The sequence below is a fragment of the Komagataeibacter diospyri genome, from assembly GCF_043995075.1.
GTDB lineage: Bacteria > Pseudomonadota > Alphaproteobacteria > Acetobacterales > Acetobacteraceae > Komagataeibacter > Komagataeibacter diospyri.
The window spans coordinates 3,047,135-3,061,967 of the sequence record NZ_CP171836.1 but is presented as its reverse complement, the minus strand read 5'-3'; the positions used below and the strand labels follow the sequence as shown (position 1 = coordinate 3,061,967).

The 14,833-nt window shown below is 64.4% G+C and carries 12 protein-coding genes and 1 tRNA gene; 2 read left to right on the top strand and 11 right to left on the bottom strand.

What is annotated here, in order from left to right; all coding sequences use genetic code 11:
• Positions 1-34: 34 nt before the first annotated feature.
• The 3 genes from ACE2AA_RS14300 to argC all read right to left on the bottom strand — a co-directional run bounded on the left by ACE2AA_RS14300 (position 35) and on the right by argC (position 2,365).
• On the bottom strand, positions 35-1,216 hold the full coding sequence (locus tag ACE2AA_RS14300) for a phosphoserine transaminase (protein WP_162851964.1): 1,182 nt from the start codon (positions 1,214-1,216) through the stop codon (positions 35-37).
• Between the two features lie 55 nt (positions 1,217-1,271).
• Positions 1,272-1,355, bottom strand: a tRNA-Leu gene (locus ACE2AA_RS14295).
• A 74-nt stretch (positions 1,356-1,429) separates the two neighbouring features.
• Positions 1,430-2,365 carry an N-acetyl-gamma-glutamyl-phosphate reductase gene (gene argC / locus ACE2AA_RS14290; protein ID WP_395370225.1) on the bottom strand — a complete coding sequence of 312 codons (936 nt, stop codon included), beginning with the start codon at positions 2,363-2,365 and terminating at the stop codon, positions 1,430-1,432.
• A 97-nt stretch (positions 2,366-2,462) separates the two neighbouring features.
• Here argC and mazG point away from each other — a divergent pair, with 97 nt between their 5' ends.
• On the top strand, positions 2,463-3,257 hold the full coding sequence (gene mazG / locus ACE2AA_RS14285) for a nucleoside triphosphate pyrophosphohydrolase (RefSeq protein ID WP_141262100.1): 795 nt from the start codon (positions 2,463-2,465) through the stop codon (positions 3,255-3,257).
• Between the two features lie 107 nt (positions 3,258-3,364).
• Here mazG and ACE2AA_RS14280 read toward each other — a convergent pair whose 3' ends face one another.
• From ACE2AA_RS14280 to dusB, 8 genes are all read right to left on the bottom strand, one after another.
• Positions 3,365-4,204 (bottom strand): inositol monophosphatase family protein, encoded by an 840-nt coding sequence (locus ACE2AA_RS14280; protein WP_141302257.1) that lies wholly within the window; start codon positions 4,202-4,204, stop codon positions 3,365-3,367.
• Positions 4,205-4,311: 107 nt separating this feature from the next.
• Positions 4,312-5,622, bottom strand: coding sequence for a GTPase HflX (hflX, locus tag ACE2AA_RS14275; RefSeq protein ID WP_141262098.1), 1,311 nt, complete (start codon positions 5,620-5,622; stop codon positions 4,312-4,314).
• The gene (gene hfq, locus ACE2AA_RS14270; RefSeq protein WP_141262097.1) at positions 5,619-5,900 is read right to left on the bottom strand and encodes an RNA chaperone Hfq; all 282 of its coding nucleotides are present in this window, start codon (positions 5,898-5,900) and stop codon (positions 5,619-5,621) included. The genes hflX and hfq overlap by 4 nt, the downstream gene beginning before the upstream one ends.
• A gap of 125 nt (positions 5,901-6,025) precedes the next feature.
• The gene (locus ACE2AA_RS14265; protein WP_141262096.1) at positions 6,026-7,417 is read right to left on the bottom strand and encodes a sigma-54 dependent transcriptional regulator; all 1,392 of its coding nucleotides are present in this window, start codon (positions 7,415-7,417) and stop codon (positions 6,026-6,028) included.
• The gene (locus tag ACE2AA_RS14260) at positions 7,407-9,668 is read right to left on the bottom strand and encodes a PAS domain-containing sensor histidine kinase (RefSeq protein ID WP_370685936.1); all 2,262 of its coding nucleotides are present in this window, start codon (positions 9,666-9,668) and stop codon (positions 7,407-7,409) included. Before ACE2AA_RS14260 ends, ACE2AA_RS14265 begins: the two co-directional genes overlap by 11 nt.
• 2 nt (positions 9,669-9,670) lie before the next feature.
• Positions 9,671-11,122, bottom strand: a complete 1,452-nt coding sequence (ntrC, locus tag ACE2AA_RS14255) for a nitrogen regulation protein NR(I) (RefSeq protein WP_141302256.1) — start codon at positions 11,120-11,122, stop codon at positions 9,671-9,673.
• A gap of 35 nt (positions 11,123-11,157) precedes the next feature.
• Positions 11,158-12,297, bottom strand: coding sequence for a nitrogen regulation protein NR(II) (locus ACE2AA_RS14250; RefSeq protein WP_141262093.1), 1,140 nt, complete (start codon positions 12,295-12,297; stop codon positions 11,158-11,160).
• A 2-nt stretch (positions 12,298-12,299) separates the two neighbouring features.
• Positions 12,300-13,361 (bottom strand): tRNA dihydrouridine synthase DusB, encoded by a 1,062-nt coding sequence (gene dusB, locus ACE2AA_RS14245; RefSeq protein ID WP_141262092.1) that lies wholly within the window; start codon positions 13,359-13,361, stop codon positions 12,300-12,302.
• A gap of 238 nt (positions 13,362-13,599) precedes the next feature.
• On the opposite strand from dusB, the gene ispF reads away from it, so the two are divergent.
• Positions 13,600-14,769 (top strand): 2-C-methyl-D-erythritol 2,4-cyclodiphosphate synthase, encoded by a 1,170-nt coding sequence (ispF, locus tag ACE2AA_RS14240; protein WP_141302296.1) that lies wholly within the window; start codon positions 13,600-13,602, stop codon positions 14,767-14,769.
• Positions 14,770-14,833: the final 64 nt, after the last annotated feature.

Sequence of the window (14,833 nt, the reverse complement as noted above, 5' to 3'; positions counted from 1 at the left end):
GGGCATGATGGATCAGACATGGAAAGCGGAAAGATCAGACGTGCTGGGCGCGCACCTGCGCATAAGCCCAGTCCAGCCACGGCAGAACCGCGCGCAGGTCAGCGGATTCAACCGTGGCCCCACCCCACAGCCGCAGGCCCGGCGGCGCGTCGCGGTAACTGCCCACGTCCATCGCCACCCTTTCCCTGCCCAGCAGGGATACGATCTTCTTGGCCGCCGCCGTCTGGCCCGCGTGGTCCAGAGCAGTAAACCACGGGGCGACAATACGCAGGCAGATGGCCGTGCTGGAACGATGCGCAGGGTCGGGGGCAAGAAACCGCGCCCACTCGGACCGTGCTTCCCACTCGGCAATGACGGCAAGGTTGGCTTCGCTGCGCGCGACAAGCCCTTTCAGGCCACCAACGCTTTCTGCCCATTTCAGGCCATCCAGCGCATCTTCCACGCACAGCATGGACGGCGTGTTGATCGTATCGCCACGGAAGATACCGTCAATCAGGCCCTTGCTGTTGGTCAGGCGGAAAATCTTGGGCAATGCGCGGGGAGCAGGCGTGGACACCAGCCGTTCCACCGCACGCGGCGACAGGGCCAGCATGCCGTGGGCCGCTTCGCCACCCAGTACTTTCTGCCATGACCATGTGACCACATCCAGCTTCTCCCACGGCAGGTCCATGGCAAAGGCGGCGGATGTCGCGTCACATATCACCAGCCCGTCGCGCAGCATGGGGATGGTGGCGTCATATGGCAGGCGCGCACCCGATGTCGTGCCGTTCCATGTCAGCACCACGTCGCGTGCCCAGTCCACCTGCGACAGGTCGGGAATTTCACCGTAATCGGCCTTCAGCACGCGGGCATCGGGCAGTTTCAGCTGGGCTATGATGTCGTTGGCCCATGTGGCGGAAAAGCTTTCGAATGCCAGCACGTCCACCGGGCGGGTGCCAAGGATGGACCACAGCACCATTTCAACAGCACCCGTATCGGACGCGGGCACGATGCCCAGCACCCAGTCATCCGGCATGCCAAGGATGGCTTTGGAGCGGGTAATGACCTCGTTCAGCCGTGCGCGCCCCTCGGTCGAACGATGCGAACGCCCCACCAGCGCATCCGACAGGGCATGGAGCGACCAGCCCGGGCGCTTGGCGCAGGGACCGGAAGAAAAGCACGGATTGGCAGGCCGTACGGACGGCTTTGCAGTAAGGGCTTCAGGCAAGGGAGACATCGTCCTGTTCGCGGCACGGGCAAAGGGACAGCAACACCGGGGCGGTGCGCCAGACTGGTGCGAGAGGGGGGATTCGAACCCCCATGCCTTTCGGCGGTCGATTTTGAGTCGACTACGTCTACCGTTCCGTCACTCTCGCATACAGGCAGCCCGCCCTGTGTGGGACGGAATACCACGGCAATCAGTCCAGGGACGTCTTGCGGACCCGCTATATCACACGGGCGGCGGCGGTTCCAGCCCAAGCATCAGCGCCACATTCTGCAGTGCGGCGCCCGATGCGCCCTTGCCCAGATTGTCCAGCCGCGCGGTCAGCACGGCCTGCCGCAGTGCGTCATCGCCATGCACGCGCAGTTCCATCCGGTCAGTACCCGCCAGCGTATCCGCCACCAGTCTGGCGCACGGATCAGCCACGGTGATGCGGTCCGAACCCCTGTAATGCGCGACCAGCGCCGCATGCAGGTCCGCAATCATGACCCTGCCGGGCAGGCGGTCCAGATGCAGCGGTACGGATACGATCATCCCCTGCGGAAAATGCCCGACCGACGGGACAAAGACCGGCTGCTGCGCCAGACCGGCATATAGCCGCATTTCCGGCATATGCTTGTGGCCAAGACCCAGCCCGTACAGTTCAAACGCCGGGCCGCCGTCACGCTCATGCGCCTCGATCATGCCGCGGCCGCCACCGCTATAGCCACTGACGGCATTCACGCACACAGGGTAATCGGCCGGCACCAGCCCCGCCCTGACCAGCGGACGCAGCAGGCCGATAAGCCCGGTGGGATAACAGCCGGGGTTGGAAACACGGGCGGCGGCCCGGATGGCGGCAGGCTGTGTCGCATCCATTTCGGGAAAGCCGTAAACCCATGTCGGGTCGGTGCGGAACACGGTGCTGGCATCCAGTATGCGTGGCGCATCGCTGCCCATGGCGTCGGCCATGGCCACGGCTTCCTTCGCCGCCGCATCAGGCAGGCACAGGATGACGACATCGACCGCCGCCATCATCTCCCGCCGGGCATCGGGGTCCTTGCGGCGGGCGGGATCGATGGAACGCACCGTGACGGGCAGGTGGCGCAGGCGATGGCGGATGCCCAGTCCCGTCGTGCCCGCTTCGCCATCGATAAAGACCGTTGCCTGTCCGTTGCTGCTCATGTTCGGTATGTCCTGATAAAAACTTCCCGCCTCGGGATGGGCGATCTATACAAAACCTGTGCCCGACCGCAATACAAACAGGCAGGACTTCCCACCCATGCACGATGCTTCTTCCGCCCTTGTCCGCCTGCTGGACATCATGGCCCGCCTGCGTGACCCGCAGACCGGCTGCCCGTGGGACCGGGAACAGGATTTCGCCTCCATCGCGCCCTACAGTATTGAAGAGGCGTATGAAGTCGCGGACACCATCGCACGTGAAGACTGGGACGGCCTGCCCGACGAACTCGGCGATCTTCTGCTGCAGGTCGTCTATCACGCGCAGATGGCCGATGAAAAAGGCATGTTCGACTTCGCTACCGTAGCACGCATGATTGGCGACAAGATGGTCCGCCGCCACCCCCATGTCTTTGGCGACGCCCCGGCGGAAGCGGGCCAGTGGGAAACGGGCAAGGCGCAGGAACGGATGGCGCGCAACCGGGGTGGCACGCTGGATGACGTGCCGGTGGGCCTGCCCGCCCTGCTGCGCGCGCGCAAGCTGTCCGCGCGCGCGGCCCGCACCGGTTTCGACTGGGATACCGTGGGAGAGGTCGCGGCGAAGGTGGATGAGGAACTGGACGAACTGAAGATCGAACTGGAAAGCGGCGACCGGGCAAAAATATTTGATGAACTGGGCGATGTGCTGTTCACGCTGGCAACACTGGCACGCAAGCTGGACATGGACCCCGAAGCCTGCCTGCGTCAGGCCAATGCCAAGTTCACCCGCCGCTTTACCGCTGTCGAGCACGACCTCGCCGCCCGTGGCCTTGCACTGACGGACGTTGATGTCAAAACCATGGAAGAAGGCTGGCAGGCCGTCAAACGCCGTGAACGCGCAGCACAGCCACAGGACTGAACCGGCGCAAGCCATCAAGGGTTTCTGGTGAAGCTTTTTCAAAAAGCTTCAGGAAACGCCGCCTTTTAAAAAAAAAGACCGCACCCGAAAACTTTTACTTTTCCGATTCATGCAGCGGGAGTCAGCAGCAGATCACGCAGCGCCTGCCAGCTTGCCCTGTCCGGCGCATACAGCAGACCACCACTGCGGTCCGTGACACGGTAAGGCGAGCCGTCAAAATGCGCGCTGTAGCCGCCTGCTTCCGCATGGATCAGCCACCCCGCCAGATGGTCCCATGGCAGCGTGCGGTTGAACAGCAGGAAGTGACACCGCCCATCAACCAGCATCAGGTATTCATGGGCGGCACACCGGAAATCCCATGATCCGGCAACTTTCGGCAGATTATGCGTCACCACATCACGCACGGGTGCGGGCAGATAACGCCATGACGCATTGCCCGACATGTCCCGCGCGGGCACGGGGGCTGCCACATGCAGCCTGCGTTTGGTGCCCTTGCCATCATGCAGCCATGCCCCCTGACCACGCGCGGCCAGAACAGCGATGTCACATACGGGATCGACAATGGCCCCGCCAATCACGTCCCCCCGCGACACGGCGGATACCATGACGCCAAACAGCGGCACGCCTGCCGCGTAATTAGCGGTGCCATCAATCGGGTCGATCACGAAGGCAAGGTCCGCTGCCGCCAGACCGTCCAGCAGGGTGGGATCGGCCGCGACCGCTTCCTCCCCCAATACATGGGCATCAGGCCATGCGGCCCGCAGGGCGGCGGTCAGGTCACGTTCGGTCGCCTCATCGGCCACGGTCACGATATCCAGCGGCCCGCTCTTGGCACGGATGTCAGCACGGTCAAGGCAGCGGAAGGACGGCATGACGTGGCGCGATGCCGCACCCCGCATCATGTCCACCACATTGTGCATGTCCGCCAGTGTGATCCGTGCCGTCATTGCCGCCCTCCGCTACGCGTGTCCGTCCTTCACTGCTGCCCATCCATGCGCCGGTGAAGACATATTTTCCACCCCGCCTGCGGTCACAGGACAGTCAGCATACAGGCCTAATCAAGCAGGCAGGTCACAATACGGCCAAACTGCATCTCGAACCGCGCGCGGTTGGCAGGCGACAGGCGCACGGTCATTTCCACGCCGTCCTCCCCGTCCTCACGCTGCGTGACCTCGCCATGTTCATACAGCCAGGCCATCGCCGCCCCTTCGACCAGCGGCACTCGATAGGCGACGACTTCCATCGCCCGCGTCATGCGTTCGTCGATCGCAGCCAGCAGGTCAGGCAGGCCGTCTCCTGTAATGGCGGAAATGACCACATTGCCTGGCCGTGCGCCCACCGCGTCACGACCACCCACCAGATCGGCCTTGTTCAGCACCTCGATCACACGGGACTGCCAGTCCTGTTCGATGGTGCCATTGCGGGCCATGCCTTCCAGCACCTCGATCACGTCACTGCGCTGCGATGCGCTGTCGGGATGCGAGACATCGCGCACGTGCAGGATAATGTCGGCTTCCGCCACTTCTTCCAGCGTCGCGCGGAAGGCCGCGATCAGTTCGGTCGGCAGGTCGCTGATGAACCCCACCGTATCGGACAGGATCACCCGCCGCCCCGATGGCAGCTGGATGCCGCGCATGGTGGGGTCAAGTGTGGCGAACAACTGGTCCTGCGCATACACACTGGCCCCGGTCAGTGCATTGAACAGGGTGGATTTGCCTGCATTGGTGTAGCCAACCAGCGCCACGATGGGAAACGGCACACGACGGCGCGCCTGACGGTGCAGGCCACGGGTGCGCCGGACCTGTTCCAGTTCGCGCTTCAGCCGCACGATCCGGTCACCGATCATCCGGCGGTCGGCCTCGATCTGGGTTTCGCCGGGACCGCCAAGGAAGCCGAAGCCACCTCGCTGGCGTTCAAGGTGGGTCCATGTGCGCACAAGACGGCTGCGCTGGTATTCCAGATGGGCCAGTTCAACCTGCAGCGTGCCCTCACGCGTGGCCGCGCGTTCGCCAAAAATATCAAGGATCAGCGCGGTCCGGTCGATCACCTTGCAGCCCAACGCGCGTTCAAGGTTACGCTGCTGCACCGGGGTCAGGCGGGAATCGATGATGACAACAGTGATGTTGTCCGCCTTGACCGTTTCCTTGAGCGAATCCACCTGTCCGCCACCCAGCAGGGTCGCCGGCCTGCGCGCACGCAGCAGCAGCACCGCCTGGCACACGACCACCAGACCGATGGACGCGGCAAGGCCTACCGCTTCTTCCAGACGGGCTTCGGCCGCGCGGGCGTCATCGTGCCGGTCGGGGCGCTCCCATGGCAGGATGACGGCAGCGCGCGTGGCGGACGGTGGCTGCGCCACCGTCACGACGGGCTGCCATCCGTGGCTGCACGCTCCTCTGTGCCATCCTCGGCTGGCGGTTCGAACAGGCTGACCGGGGTGGCCGGCATGACCGTGCTGATCGCGTGCTTGTAGACAAGCTGCGTGTGCCCGTCACGGCGCAGCAGGACGGAGAAGTTGTCAAACCAGGTGATGATTCCCTGAAGCTTGACGCCATTGACCAGGAAAATGGTAACCGGCGTTTTCGACCGGCGAACGTGGTTGAGGAACACGTCCTGGACATTCTGTGAAGGTTCTTTTGCCACGGCAGGGCCTTACTTGTTGCTTGTTGGGCGGAATCACACGGCACAGTCGCGTGTCATGCTACGGCGTTGCCACCGTCCGTATCACAGTTCGTTGTCTAGCAGTCATGGGCTGCGTGGGCAAAAGCTCATCCGGTGTTACGATCCTCGGACGTGACACCAAGCTGCTTCAGCTTTCGATGCAGGGCACTGCGCTCCATCCCCACAAAGCCCGCAGTACGACTGATGTTCCCCCCGAAACGCAGCAGCTGCGCCTGCAGGTACTGGGTCTCGAACAGATCACGGGCCTCACGCAGCGGCAGGCTCATCACATCCTCGTCAGAATCGAACTTGAGCAGCGCGGGCGCCCCATCCCCCACGGTGGAAGGCAGCATGTCGGCGCGGATCGGATCCGAACTGTTACCCGGCATCATGATCAGCAGGCGTTCCATGAGGTTGCGCAGTTCACGCACATTGCCCGGCCATTCATAGCTCTGTAACGCCGCAATCGCATCACCTGACAGTTCACGCAGCGGCAGGCCGGCATTTTCGGCCGCACGGTCAAGGAACATGCGGGCCAGTTCGGGTATGTCCTCGCGCCGTTCACGCAGGCTGGGAATGCGCAGCGGCACGACCGCAAGGCGGTAGTACAGGTCCTCCCGGAAGCGCCCCATCGCGATTTCGGACTGCAGGTCGCGGTTGGTGGTGGCCAGCACGCGCACATCCACCTTGACCCGCCGCGCGCCACCAAGGCGTTCGAAGGTCTGGTCCTGCAGCGCACGCACGATCTTGCCCTGCGTTTCCAGCGGCATGTCGGAGACTTCGTCCAGAACCAGCGTGCCGCCATGCGCCCGTTCCAGCACCCCGGTACGGCGGCCCGTGCCGTCATCCCCGCCTTCGATGCCGAACAGTTCCTCCTCGAACCGACCGGGGGCAAGGGTGGCGCAGTTGAGCGCGATGAACGGCCCTTCCGCCCGGCGGGAACTGGCATGGATCATCCGCGCCGCCACTTCCTTGCCCGTACCCGCAGCACCTGAAATCAGCACGCGCGACCCGGTGGGGGCCACACGGTCGATCTGGTTGCGCACGGCGGTAATGGCCGCACTTCGTCCCTCCAGCACCGTGCCTGAACCTGCGCGCAGGCGCAGTTCGGCATTTTCGCGTGCAAGGCGGGATGCCTCCAGCGCGCGGCGCACCACGACCAGCAGACGGTCGGCCTGGAAGGGTTTTTCGATAAAGTCATACGCACCGTGCTGCAGGGCGGCGACAGCGGTTTCGATCGTGCCATGTCCCGAGATCATGATGACCGGGATGGACGGCTCCTCCTTATGGAGGACATTCAGGATTCCCAGACCATCCAGCCGTGAACCCTGCAGCCATACATCCAGCACCACCAGCGAGGGCCGACGTTCCCGGAAGGCCGCAATGGCGGAATCGGAATCCGCCGCCAGCCGCGTCTCGTATCCCTCATCAGCCAGAATACCCTCGATAAGGAGCCGTATATCCGGCTCGTCATCGACGATCAGGATTTCATGCCCCATGGTCGTCCTTTATCGGCAAAATCAATGTCGACACAGCTCCCCTGCTCCCGGCGCGATCCGCAAGCCCGATGCTACCGCCATGATCCTCAAGAATCTTCTTGACGATCGCAAGGCCAAGTCCGGTTCCCTTGGGCTTGTGGGTCACATATGGCTCGGTCAACCGGGCGCGGTCCTCGACCGGCAACCCGATTCCATCATCCTCAACGCTCAGGATGACGTTCGGATCATCCTGCTTCAATGTAATACGGATCGTGCCGATCACGCCATCCCCGCCAGCCGCCCCGACTTCCGGACGCATGGCGATGGCGTCCGCCGCGTTCTGTAAAAGATTGGTCAGCGCCTGCCCCACCAGCCTGCGGTCGCACCGGACCAGCGGGCCACGGTCGGGTAGGTGGACCTCATACAGGATTTCCGGGTGCGCGTTGCGCTGCAGGATCAGCGCCTCGCGCACGATACGCGACAGGTCCTCCATGCGCATGACCGGCTGCGGCATGCGGGCAAAGGCGGAAAATTCATCCACCATGCGCCCGATATCCCCCACATGGCGGATGATGGTGTCCACACACTGGGCAAATGTGTCGGGGTCGGATGATATCTCGCGCAGGAAGCGGCGCTTGAGCCGTTCGGCGGCAAGCTGGATGGGGGTGAGCGGGTTCTTGATTTCATGCGCGATGCGGCGGGCGACATCGGCCCACGCCGCCTTGCGCTGCGCAACCTGCAGGGCAGTTATGTCGTCAAAGGTGACGACATAGCCATCAGCGAAATCACCGGTCACCGTGCTCTGCATTTCCGCGCCGATTCGCACCAGCAGGGTACAGGCGCGCCCACCGGCCAGCACCTGCACCTCGCCCGTCAGTTCACGTCCACCCTGCTGGGCGATGCGTTCCAGCATGGTACCGAGTTCCGGCACCACTTCGGTCAGCGGACGCCCGACACTGGCCGCCATGTCACGCTGCAGCAGGACGCTGGCGGCACGGTTGGGCAGTTCGATCATGCCGTGCGAATCCAGCCCGATGACGCCCGCCGAAACCCCCGACAGCACGGCTTCGGTAAACCTGCGGCGTTCATTGATCTGGTTGGTGGCGTTGACCAGTTCCGCGCGCTGGGTCGCAAGCTGCGTTGTCATGCGGTTGAAGGCGCGTGACAGGCTGGAGACCTCGTCATCGCGCTCGCCCTCGGGCACGTTGCTGTCCAGATTGCCCTTGCTGACGCGTTCGGACGCCAGGATCAGCAGCCCCAGCGGACGCACGATCTGGTTGGCCAGCATGAGACCGATCAGGATCGCCGCCCCCAGCACCAGCACGGCCACAAGGGCGAAGATCAGCACGAAGGTGAACTGGATCTTGGCCCGGTTGCCGTTCAGGCGCTTGTAATCGGCCACCACCTGTTCGGTGCGGTGCATGTGTTCAAGGATATCGGGGTCCACCGGCCGTGCGATCATGAGCATGAGCGGCGGCGTATCCCCCAGGGTCACGACCGCACGGACGGTCTTTTCATCGGGCGAATCAAGGATCGCGATTTCGTTCGTCCGCGCCATGAGCGTTGCGGCAGGTGGCGGCAGGTCCTTCAGGTTGGCCGCCCGCCCCATCAGGCCGCCTGACGCCACGACGGTATTGGTGAACGGGTCATACACCACCGCCACGTCCAGACCGCGCAGCGTGGCCTGCGAATCCAGCACCTGCGCCAGCGCGTCGGGATCATGCAAAAGGTCGCCCCCCGACCCGGACAGCCCGTTCTGCGCGCTGACAAGGTAGTTGGCCAGCGAGAACGCCTCGGTGCGGATATTGGCATTATGTTCCTGCAGATAGCCGCGTGATGTCTCCAGCGCCTCGTTCAGGGCGGTATTCACCCGGTCACTGAACCATATCTGGATGCCGTAGTGAAAGAACACGGCGGCGAACGTGCCCACCACGATGGTGGGCGCCACCGCGACAATGCCAAACAGCGTGACCAGCCGCACATGCAGCCGTGCGCCTGCCAGCCCGCTGCGACGTTCGGCCAGCACACGCCCGACCTTTTCCGTAAGCGAGGTCGCCAGCAGCAGCAGCACGAGAAAGTTCAGGATAAAGACCAGCGCCTGGATCTGCGGGTGATGGGCCAGCGACTTGCCACCCGACAGCACCACGAAGGTCGCGACCCCCAGCACCAGCGCCAGCAGCACCAGCACCAGCGCCACGTTGCGCCGCACCAGCATGTCCAGCCCCCGCCGGGCCAGCCGGTAGGCCATGCCGGGGCGTTGTGTCGCGTTCATGCTCACGCGCCGCCGCGCACGACCGGAATATCCAGGTCCCTGATTTTCTTGCGCAGCGTATTGCGGTTCAGCCCCAGCATGGCCGCCGCCCGGATCTGGTTCCCCCGCGTGGCTGCCAGCGTCATGGTAATCAGCGGGCGTTCGACCTCGGCAATGACCTTGTCGTAAATATCGCTCAGCGGCATCCCGTCCTGCCCGGATGCCAGAAAGCGGCGCAGGTGCCGTTCCACCGCCTCGGCCAGTGTCTCGGCAGTGCCGCCGCCCGCGCTTTCCCCTGGTGCTGCCGTATTGCTGGCCTCGGCCAGTTCGGCTGCGATGATGTCAGCGCCTATGCTTTCCTGTGGATGGAGTGCCGTGATGCGCCGCATGAGGTTTTCAAGCTCACGCACATTGCCTGGCCAGCGATAGGCCTGCAGCTGTGCCATCGCCTCGTCATCCAGTACGCGCACACTGCCGGCACCTTCGGCGTTTTCATTCAGGAAATGCCGCGCCAGCAGGGGAATGTCCTCCACCCGTTCACGCAGGGGCGGCAGACGCATGGGCACCACGTTCAGGCGATAGTACAGGTCCTCGCGGAAGGTACCGGCCCGGATCGCCTGCCGCAGGTCACGGTGGGTGGCCGCTATGATGCGCACATTGGCGCGGATGGGCGTGGTGCCGCCCACGGTCGTGAACTCCCCATCCTGCAATACGCGCAGGAGGCGGGTCTGGGCTTCAGGCGGCATGTCCCCGATTTCATCAAGGAACAGCGTGCCTCCCGCCGCCTGTTCAAACCGCCCGGCAACCCGGCTGGTCGCCCCGGTAAAGGCGCCGCGTTCGTGCCCGAACAGTTCGCTTTCGATCAGGTTGCGCGGGATGGCGGCCATGTTGATGGCGACAAACGGTCCGGTACGCCTGCGCCCGTAATCATGCAGGGCGCGGGCCACCAGTTCCTTGCCTGTGCCGCTTTCACCGTTGATCATCACCGTCAGGTCCGATGTCGTAAGGCGGGCGATGATGCGGTAGATGTCCTGCATCACCACCGACCGCCCGATCAGCGACATCTGTTCATCCGGCTGCGGCGGGGCCAGCGGCTGCACGGGGGTGGCGGGAGTGGCCAGCGCGCGGGCGACCACCGCCAGCACTTCCTTGAGGTCAAAGGGCTTGGGCAGATATTCGAACGCGCCGCGCTGGGTCGCCTTGACCGCCGTCATCAACGTGGACTGCGCACTCATGACCACAACGCGCAGGTCGGGGCGGATGCGGCGGATGCGCGGGATCAGGTCCAGCCCGTTTTCATCGGGCATGACAACATCGGTGATGACGAGGTCGCCCTCGCCTTCCTCCACCCACTGCCACAGGGTGGACGCCTGGGCGGTGGTGCGGACCTGATAGCCCCCACGCCCCAGCGCCTGGCTCAGCACCGTACGGATGGAGCGGTCATCATCAGCAACAAGAATGGTCGGCAGCGACATACGCTATAAATCTCTCAGGTCCAGTGGGGGGAACATCATGGTGTGTCCCGGCCCTCGGTCACGACAGGCAGGTGCAGCAGGACCTCGGTGCGGCCGGGCTGGCTTTCCACCTCGATCACGCCACCATGGTCGCCCACGATCTTGCCAGCCAGCGCCAGCCCCAGCCCGCTGCCCGTGGTCTTGGTTGTCAGGAAGGGTTCGAACAGGTGCGGGCGGATGTTTTCGGGAATGCCCGGACCGTTATCGCGCACCGACACCAGCAGCGGCAGCTGCACGCGCTGGCTGCCCGCCCCGGTGGAAACCCATATGCCGGGACGGTAGCTGGTGGTCAGGGTGATTTCGGGCGGGGCCGCGTCATCGGGATTTGCATGCAGGGCTTCGGCCGCGTTCTTGACCAGGTTGAGCAGCACCTGCACCAGCTGGTCACGGTTGCCCCATACCGGCGGCAGCGAAGGGTCATACACCTCGTGAAAGCGGATATCGGCGGCAAAGCCCTGCTGCGCCAGCCTGCGCACATGTTCCAGCACGCGGTGGATGTTCACGGGTCGACGGTCGATCGGCCGGTCGCTGAACATGTCCATCCGGTCCACAAGGTCACGGATGCGGTTGACCTCGTCCTGGATCAGGACCGCAAGCTCACGATCGGATTCGCCCACCGATGTTTCCAGCAGCTGGGCCGCCCCCCGGATACCCGATAGCGGGTTTTTGACCTCATGGGCCAGGATGGCCGCCATACCCGCGACACTGCGGGCGGCGGAGCGGAAGGTCAGCTGCCGGTCCAGCACGCGCACGGCTGAAAAATCATGAAAGGTCAGCACGACCGAACCGGGTTCTTCCATGACCGGCGCGCCCTGCACCGTCACCCCGTCATGGCGCAGGCGGGGGCTTTCCAGCGTGACTTCGTGTTCAACCACCGTATGGTCCTGCGCGCGGACCTGTTCCATCAGCAGAAACAGCGGACTGTCACCGGGCAGGATATCGGTCAGGCGCATCTGAACCAGATGCGCGCGCGACATGCCGAAAAACGGTTCCGCCGCGCTGTTTACATACCCGATGGCGTTATCCGCCCGCACAACCATAACCGGCAGCGCCAGCGAGTCGAGGATCACGCGCCCGTTGCCCATCACGTTATCGGGCGCGCACGGCACATGGGAAACAGGGGAAAGCGGACCCATCCTCATGCCGCCTGTGCCGCGGCCCTTTCCGCCCCTACGGTGGACGGGCGCGGCCCGCGCACATTGCCCGCTTCGATCTGGCGATCATAGAATTCATGGATCATGCCAATGGCCGCATCCACCGTATCGACCCGGTTGACTGCTGCGCGGAAACCCGCGGAATCCGGCAGGCCCGCCGAGTACCACGACACATGCTTGCGCGCGAGGCGCAGGCCAGGATGGGCGCCAAAATGGTCGATCATCATGCCGTAATGTTCCAGCACGATGGCTTTTTCCGCCGCAAGGTCGGGTTCGGGCACGTGTTCGCCATGCATGAGCGCGCGCGCCACCTGCGCCAGGAACCATGGACGGCCATAGCAGCCACGCCCGATCATGACGCCGCGCGCGCCAGAACGTTCCAGCGCCACGCGGGCATCTTCCACCGTCAGGATGTCGCCATTGACGATAACCGGCAGGTCCACCGCATCCACCACGTTACGGACGAAATGCCAGTCCGCCGTGCCGTTATAGAACTGCTGCCGGGTGCGGCCATGGACCGTCACCATGCGTATGCCCGATTCCTGTGCAATCCGCGCAAGTCTGGGGGCGTTCAGGCTGTTGTGGTCCCAGCCCATGCGCATCTTCAGTGTCACGGGCACATCCACCGCGCGGACCACCCCTTCCAGCAGGCGGGCGGCCTGTACCTCGTCGCGCATCAGCGCGGAGCCGGCCAGTTGCCCCACCGCCACCTTTTTCACCGGGCAGCCGAAATTGATGTCGATGATGTCCGCCCCGCGATCGACCGCAATCCGCGCGGCCTGCCCCATGGCGTCGGGGTCGCAGCCCGCCAGCTGCACGGAATTGGGGCCGTCATCCGCAACTTCAGCCATGCGCAGTGTGTTCTCGTTCTCCCGCACCATGGCCCATGACGCGATCATTTCGGACACGACCAGCCCCGCCCCCAGCCTGCGCGCCAGCCTGCGGAACGGCAGGTCGGTCACCCCGGCCATGGGCGCCAGAATGACGGGCGCCTGAAGGACGACCCCACCCCCCAGATCAATGGGCGACAGTAGCTGAGACGACATGAACCACGCTTCCCCGCCGAAAACCCCAGCCGCGCCCGATGGCGGCAGAAAGGCATGCCGGCTGCAATATCCACCAATAATGCTTATGATTTAGGCAGAATACCCTCTCCCGCCGCCCCGTGCAATCAGGTTCGGTGCATTGGGGAAACATTTTCGTGCAGGCCAATGCACCCACGCGGGCAGTCAGTCCACGCTCAGTGCTTGACGCGCGGGCCACATGGCCGCATTGCTCCGCATCATGCGTGTTGCAGCCATCCTTCTCGCCGCGGGTCAGGGCAGCCGGTACAGCGCCCAGACCGCGACACCCCTCGCCAAGCAGTATGTCACGCTCGGCGGGCGACCCGTCATCCGCCATGCGGCGGATGCCCTTGCTCCTCATGTCGGCATGATCCAGCCCGTGGGCGATCCCGCCCTGCTGGCCAGTGCGCTGGAGGGGTTCGCCCCCACCGGCTGCACGGTCCTGCCGATTGTTCCGGGCGGGGCCACGCGACAGGCCAGCGTCAGCGCCGGTCTGGACGCCCTTGACCGCCTGCCTGAAAACGCGCGTCCCGAACTGGTGCTGATCCATGACGGCGCGCGCCCCTACGTCCCGGCCGAGGTGACGCAGGGCGTGATCGCGGCACTGGAAAAGCACCCGGGCGTAATCCCCGCCGTGCCGGTGGCCGACACCATCAAGCGTGCAAAGGACGGAATCATTACCGATACCGTGCCCCGCACCGACCTGTTCCGCGCCCAGACGCCGCAGGGTTTCCGTTTCGCGCTGCTGCGTGACCTGCACCGCGCGGCCAGTGCCGCCGACGCCACCGATGACGCTGCCCTGCTGGAACAGGCGGGACACCACGTGGCCATCGTTCCCGGTTCGGAAGACAACATCAAACTGACCTACAAGGAGGATCTGGTGCGCCTGGAACGCCTGATCGGCCCGACCCTGCTGCCGCGCACCGGGACGGGCTACGACGTACACGCCTTTGCCGAAAACCGGCCCCTGATCATGTGCGGCATCAACGTGCCGCACACGCGCGGCCTTGCAGGCCACTCGGATGCGGATGTGGGCATCCACGCCCTGTGCGACGCCATTTACGGCGCACTGGCCGAAGGCGACATCGGCCGCCACTTCCCCCCCAGCCAGAATGAATGGAAGGACGCGGACAGCGCGCGCTTCCTGGTCCATGCGGGCGAACGCATCCGCCAGCGCGGCGGCATGCTGGTCAATGCCGATGTGACCCTGATCTGTGAACGCCCCAAGATTGGCCCCCATTCGGAAGCGATGCGCGCCCGTCTGGCCGAACTGCTGAAGGTCGATATCGACCGGATCTCGGTCAAGGCCACGACCTCCGAACGTCTTGGCTTTACCGGGCGCGAGGAAGGCATAGCCTGCCTGGCCAGCGCCACGGTGCTGGTGCCCTGATCGCCTGAGACGCACAAAAAAACGGCCCGGTGCAATGCCGGGCCGTTTCTGTTTGTAGACGACT

Coding starts and splice junctions, on each gene's coding strand:
- ACE2AA_RS14300 (WP_162851964.1), bottom strand. CDS start 1,216: ATGTCTCCCTTGCCTGAAGCCCTTACTGCAAAGCCGTCCGTACGGCCT.
- argC (WP_395370225.1), bottom strand. CDS start 2,365: ATGAGCAGCAACGGACAGGCAACGGTCTTTATCGATGGCGAAGCGGGC.
- mazG (WP_141262100.1), top strand. CDS start 2,463: ATGCACGATGCTTCTTCCGCCCTTGTCCGCCTGCTGGACATCATGGCC.
- ACE2AA_RS14280 (WP_141302257.1), bottom strand. CDS start 4,204: ATGACGGCACGGATCACACTGGCGGACATGCACAATGTGGTGGACATG.
- ACE2AA_RS14265 (WP_141262096.1), bottom strand. CDS start 7,417: ATGGGGCATGAAATCCTGATCGTCGATGACGAGCCGGATATACGGCTC.
- ACE2AA_RS14260 (WP_370685936.1), bottom strand. CDS start 9,668: ATGAACGCGACACAACGCCCCGGCATGGCCTACCGGCTGGCCCGGCGG.
- ntrC (WP_141302256.1), bottom strand. CDS start 11,122: ATGTCGCTGCCGACCATTCTTGTTGCTGATGATGACCGCTCCATCCGT.
- ACE2AA_RS14250 (WP_141262093.1), bottom strand. CDS start 12,297: ATGGGTCCGCTTTCCCCTGTTTCCCATGTGCCGTGCGCGCCCGATAAC.
- dusB (WP_141262092.1), bottom strand. CDS start 13,361: ATGTCGTCTCAGCTACTGTCGCCCATTGATCTGGGGGGTGGGGTCGTC.
- ispF (WP_141302296.1), top strand. CDS start 13,600: ATGCGTGTTGCAGCCATCCTTCTCGCCGCGGGTCAGGGCAGCCGGTAC.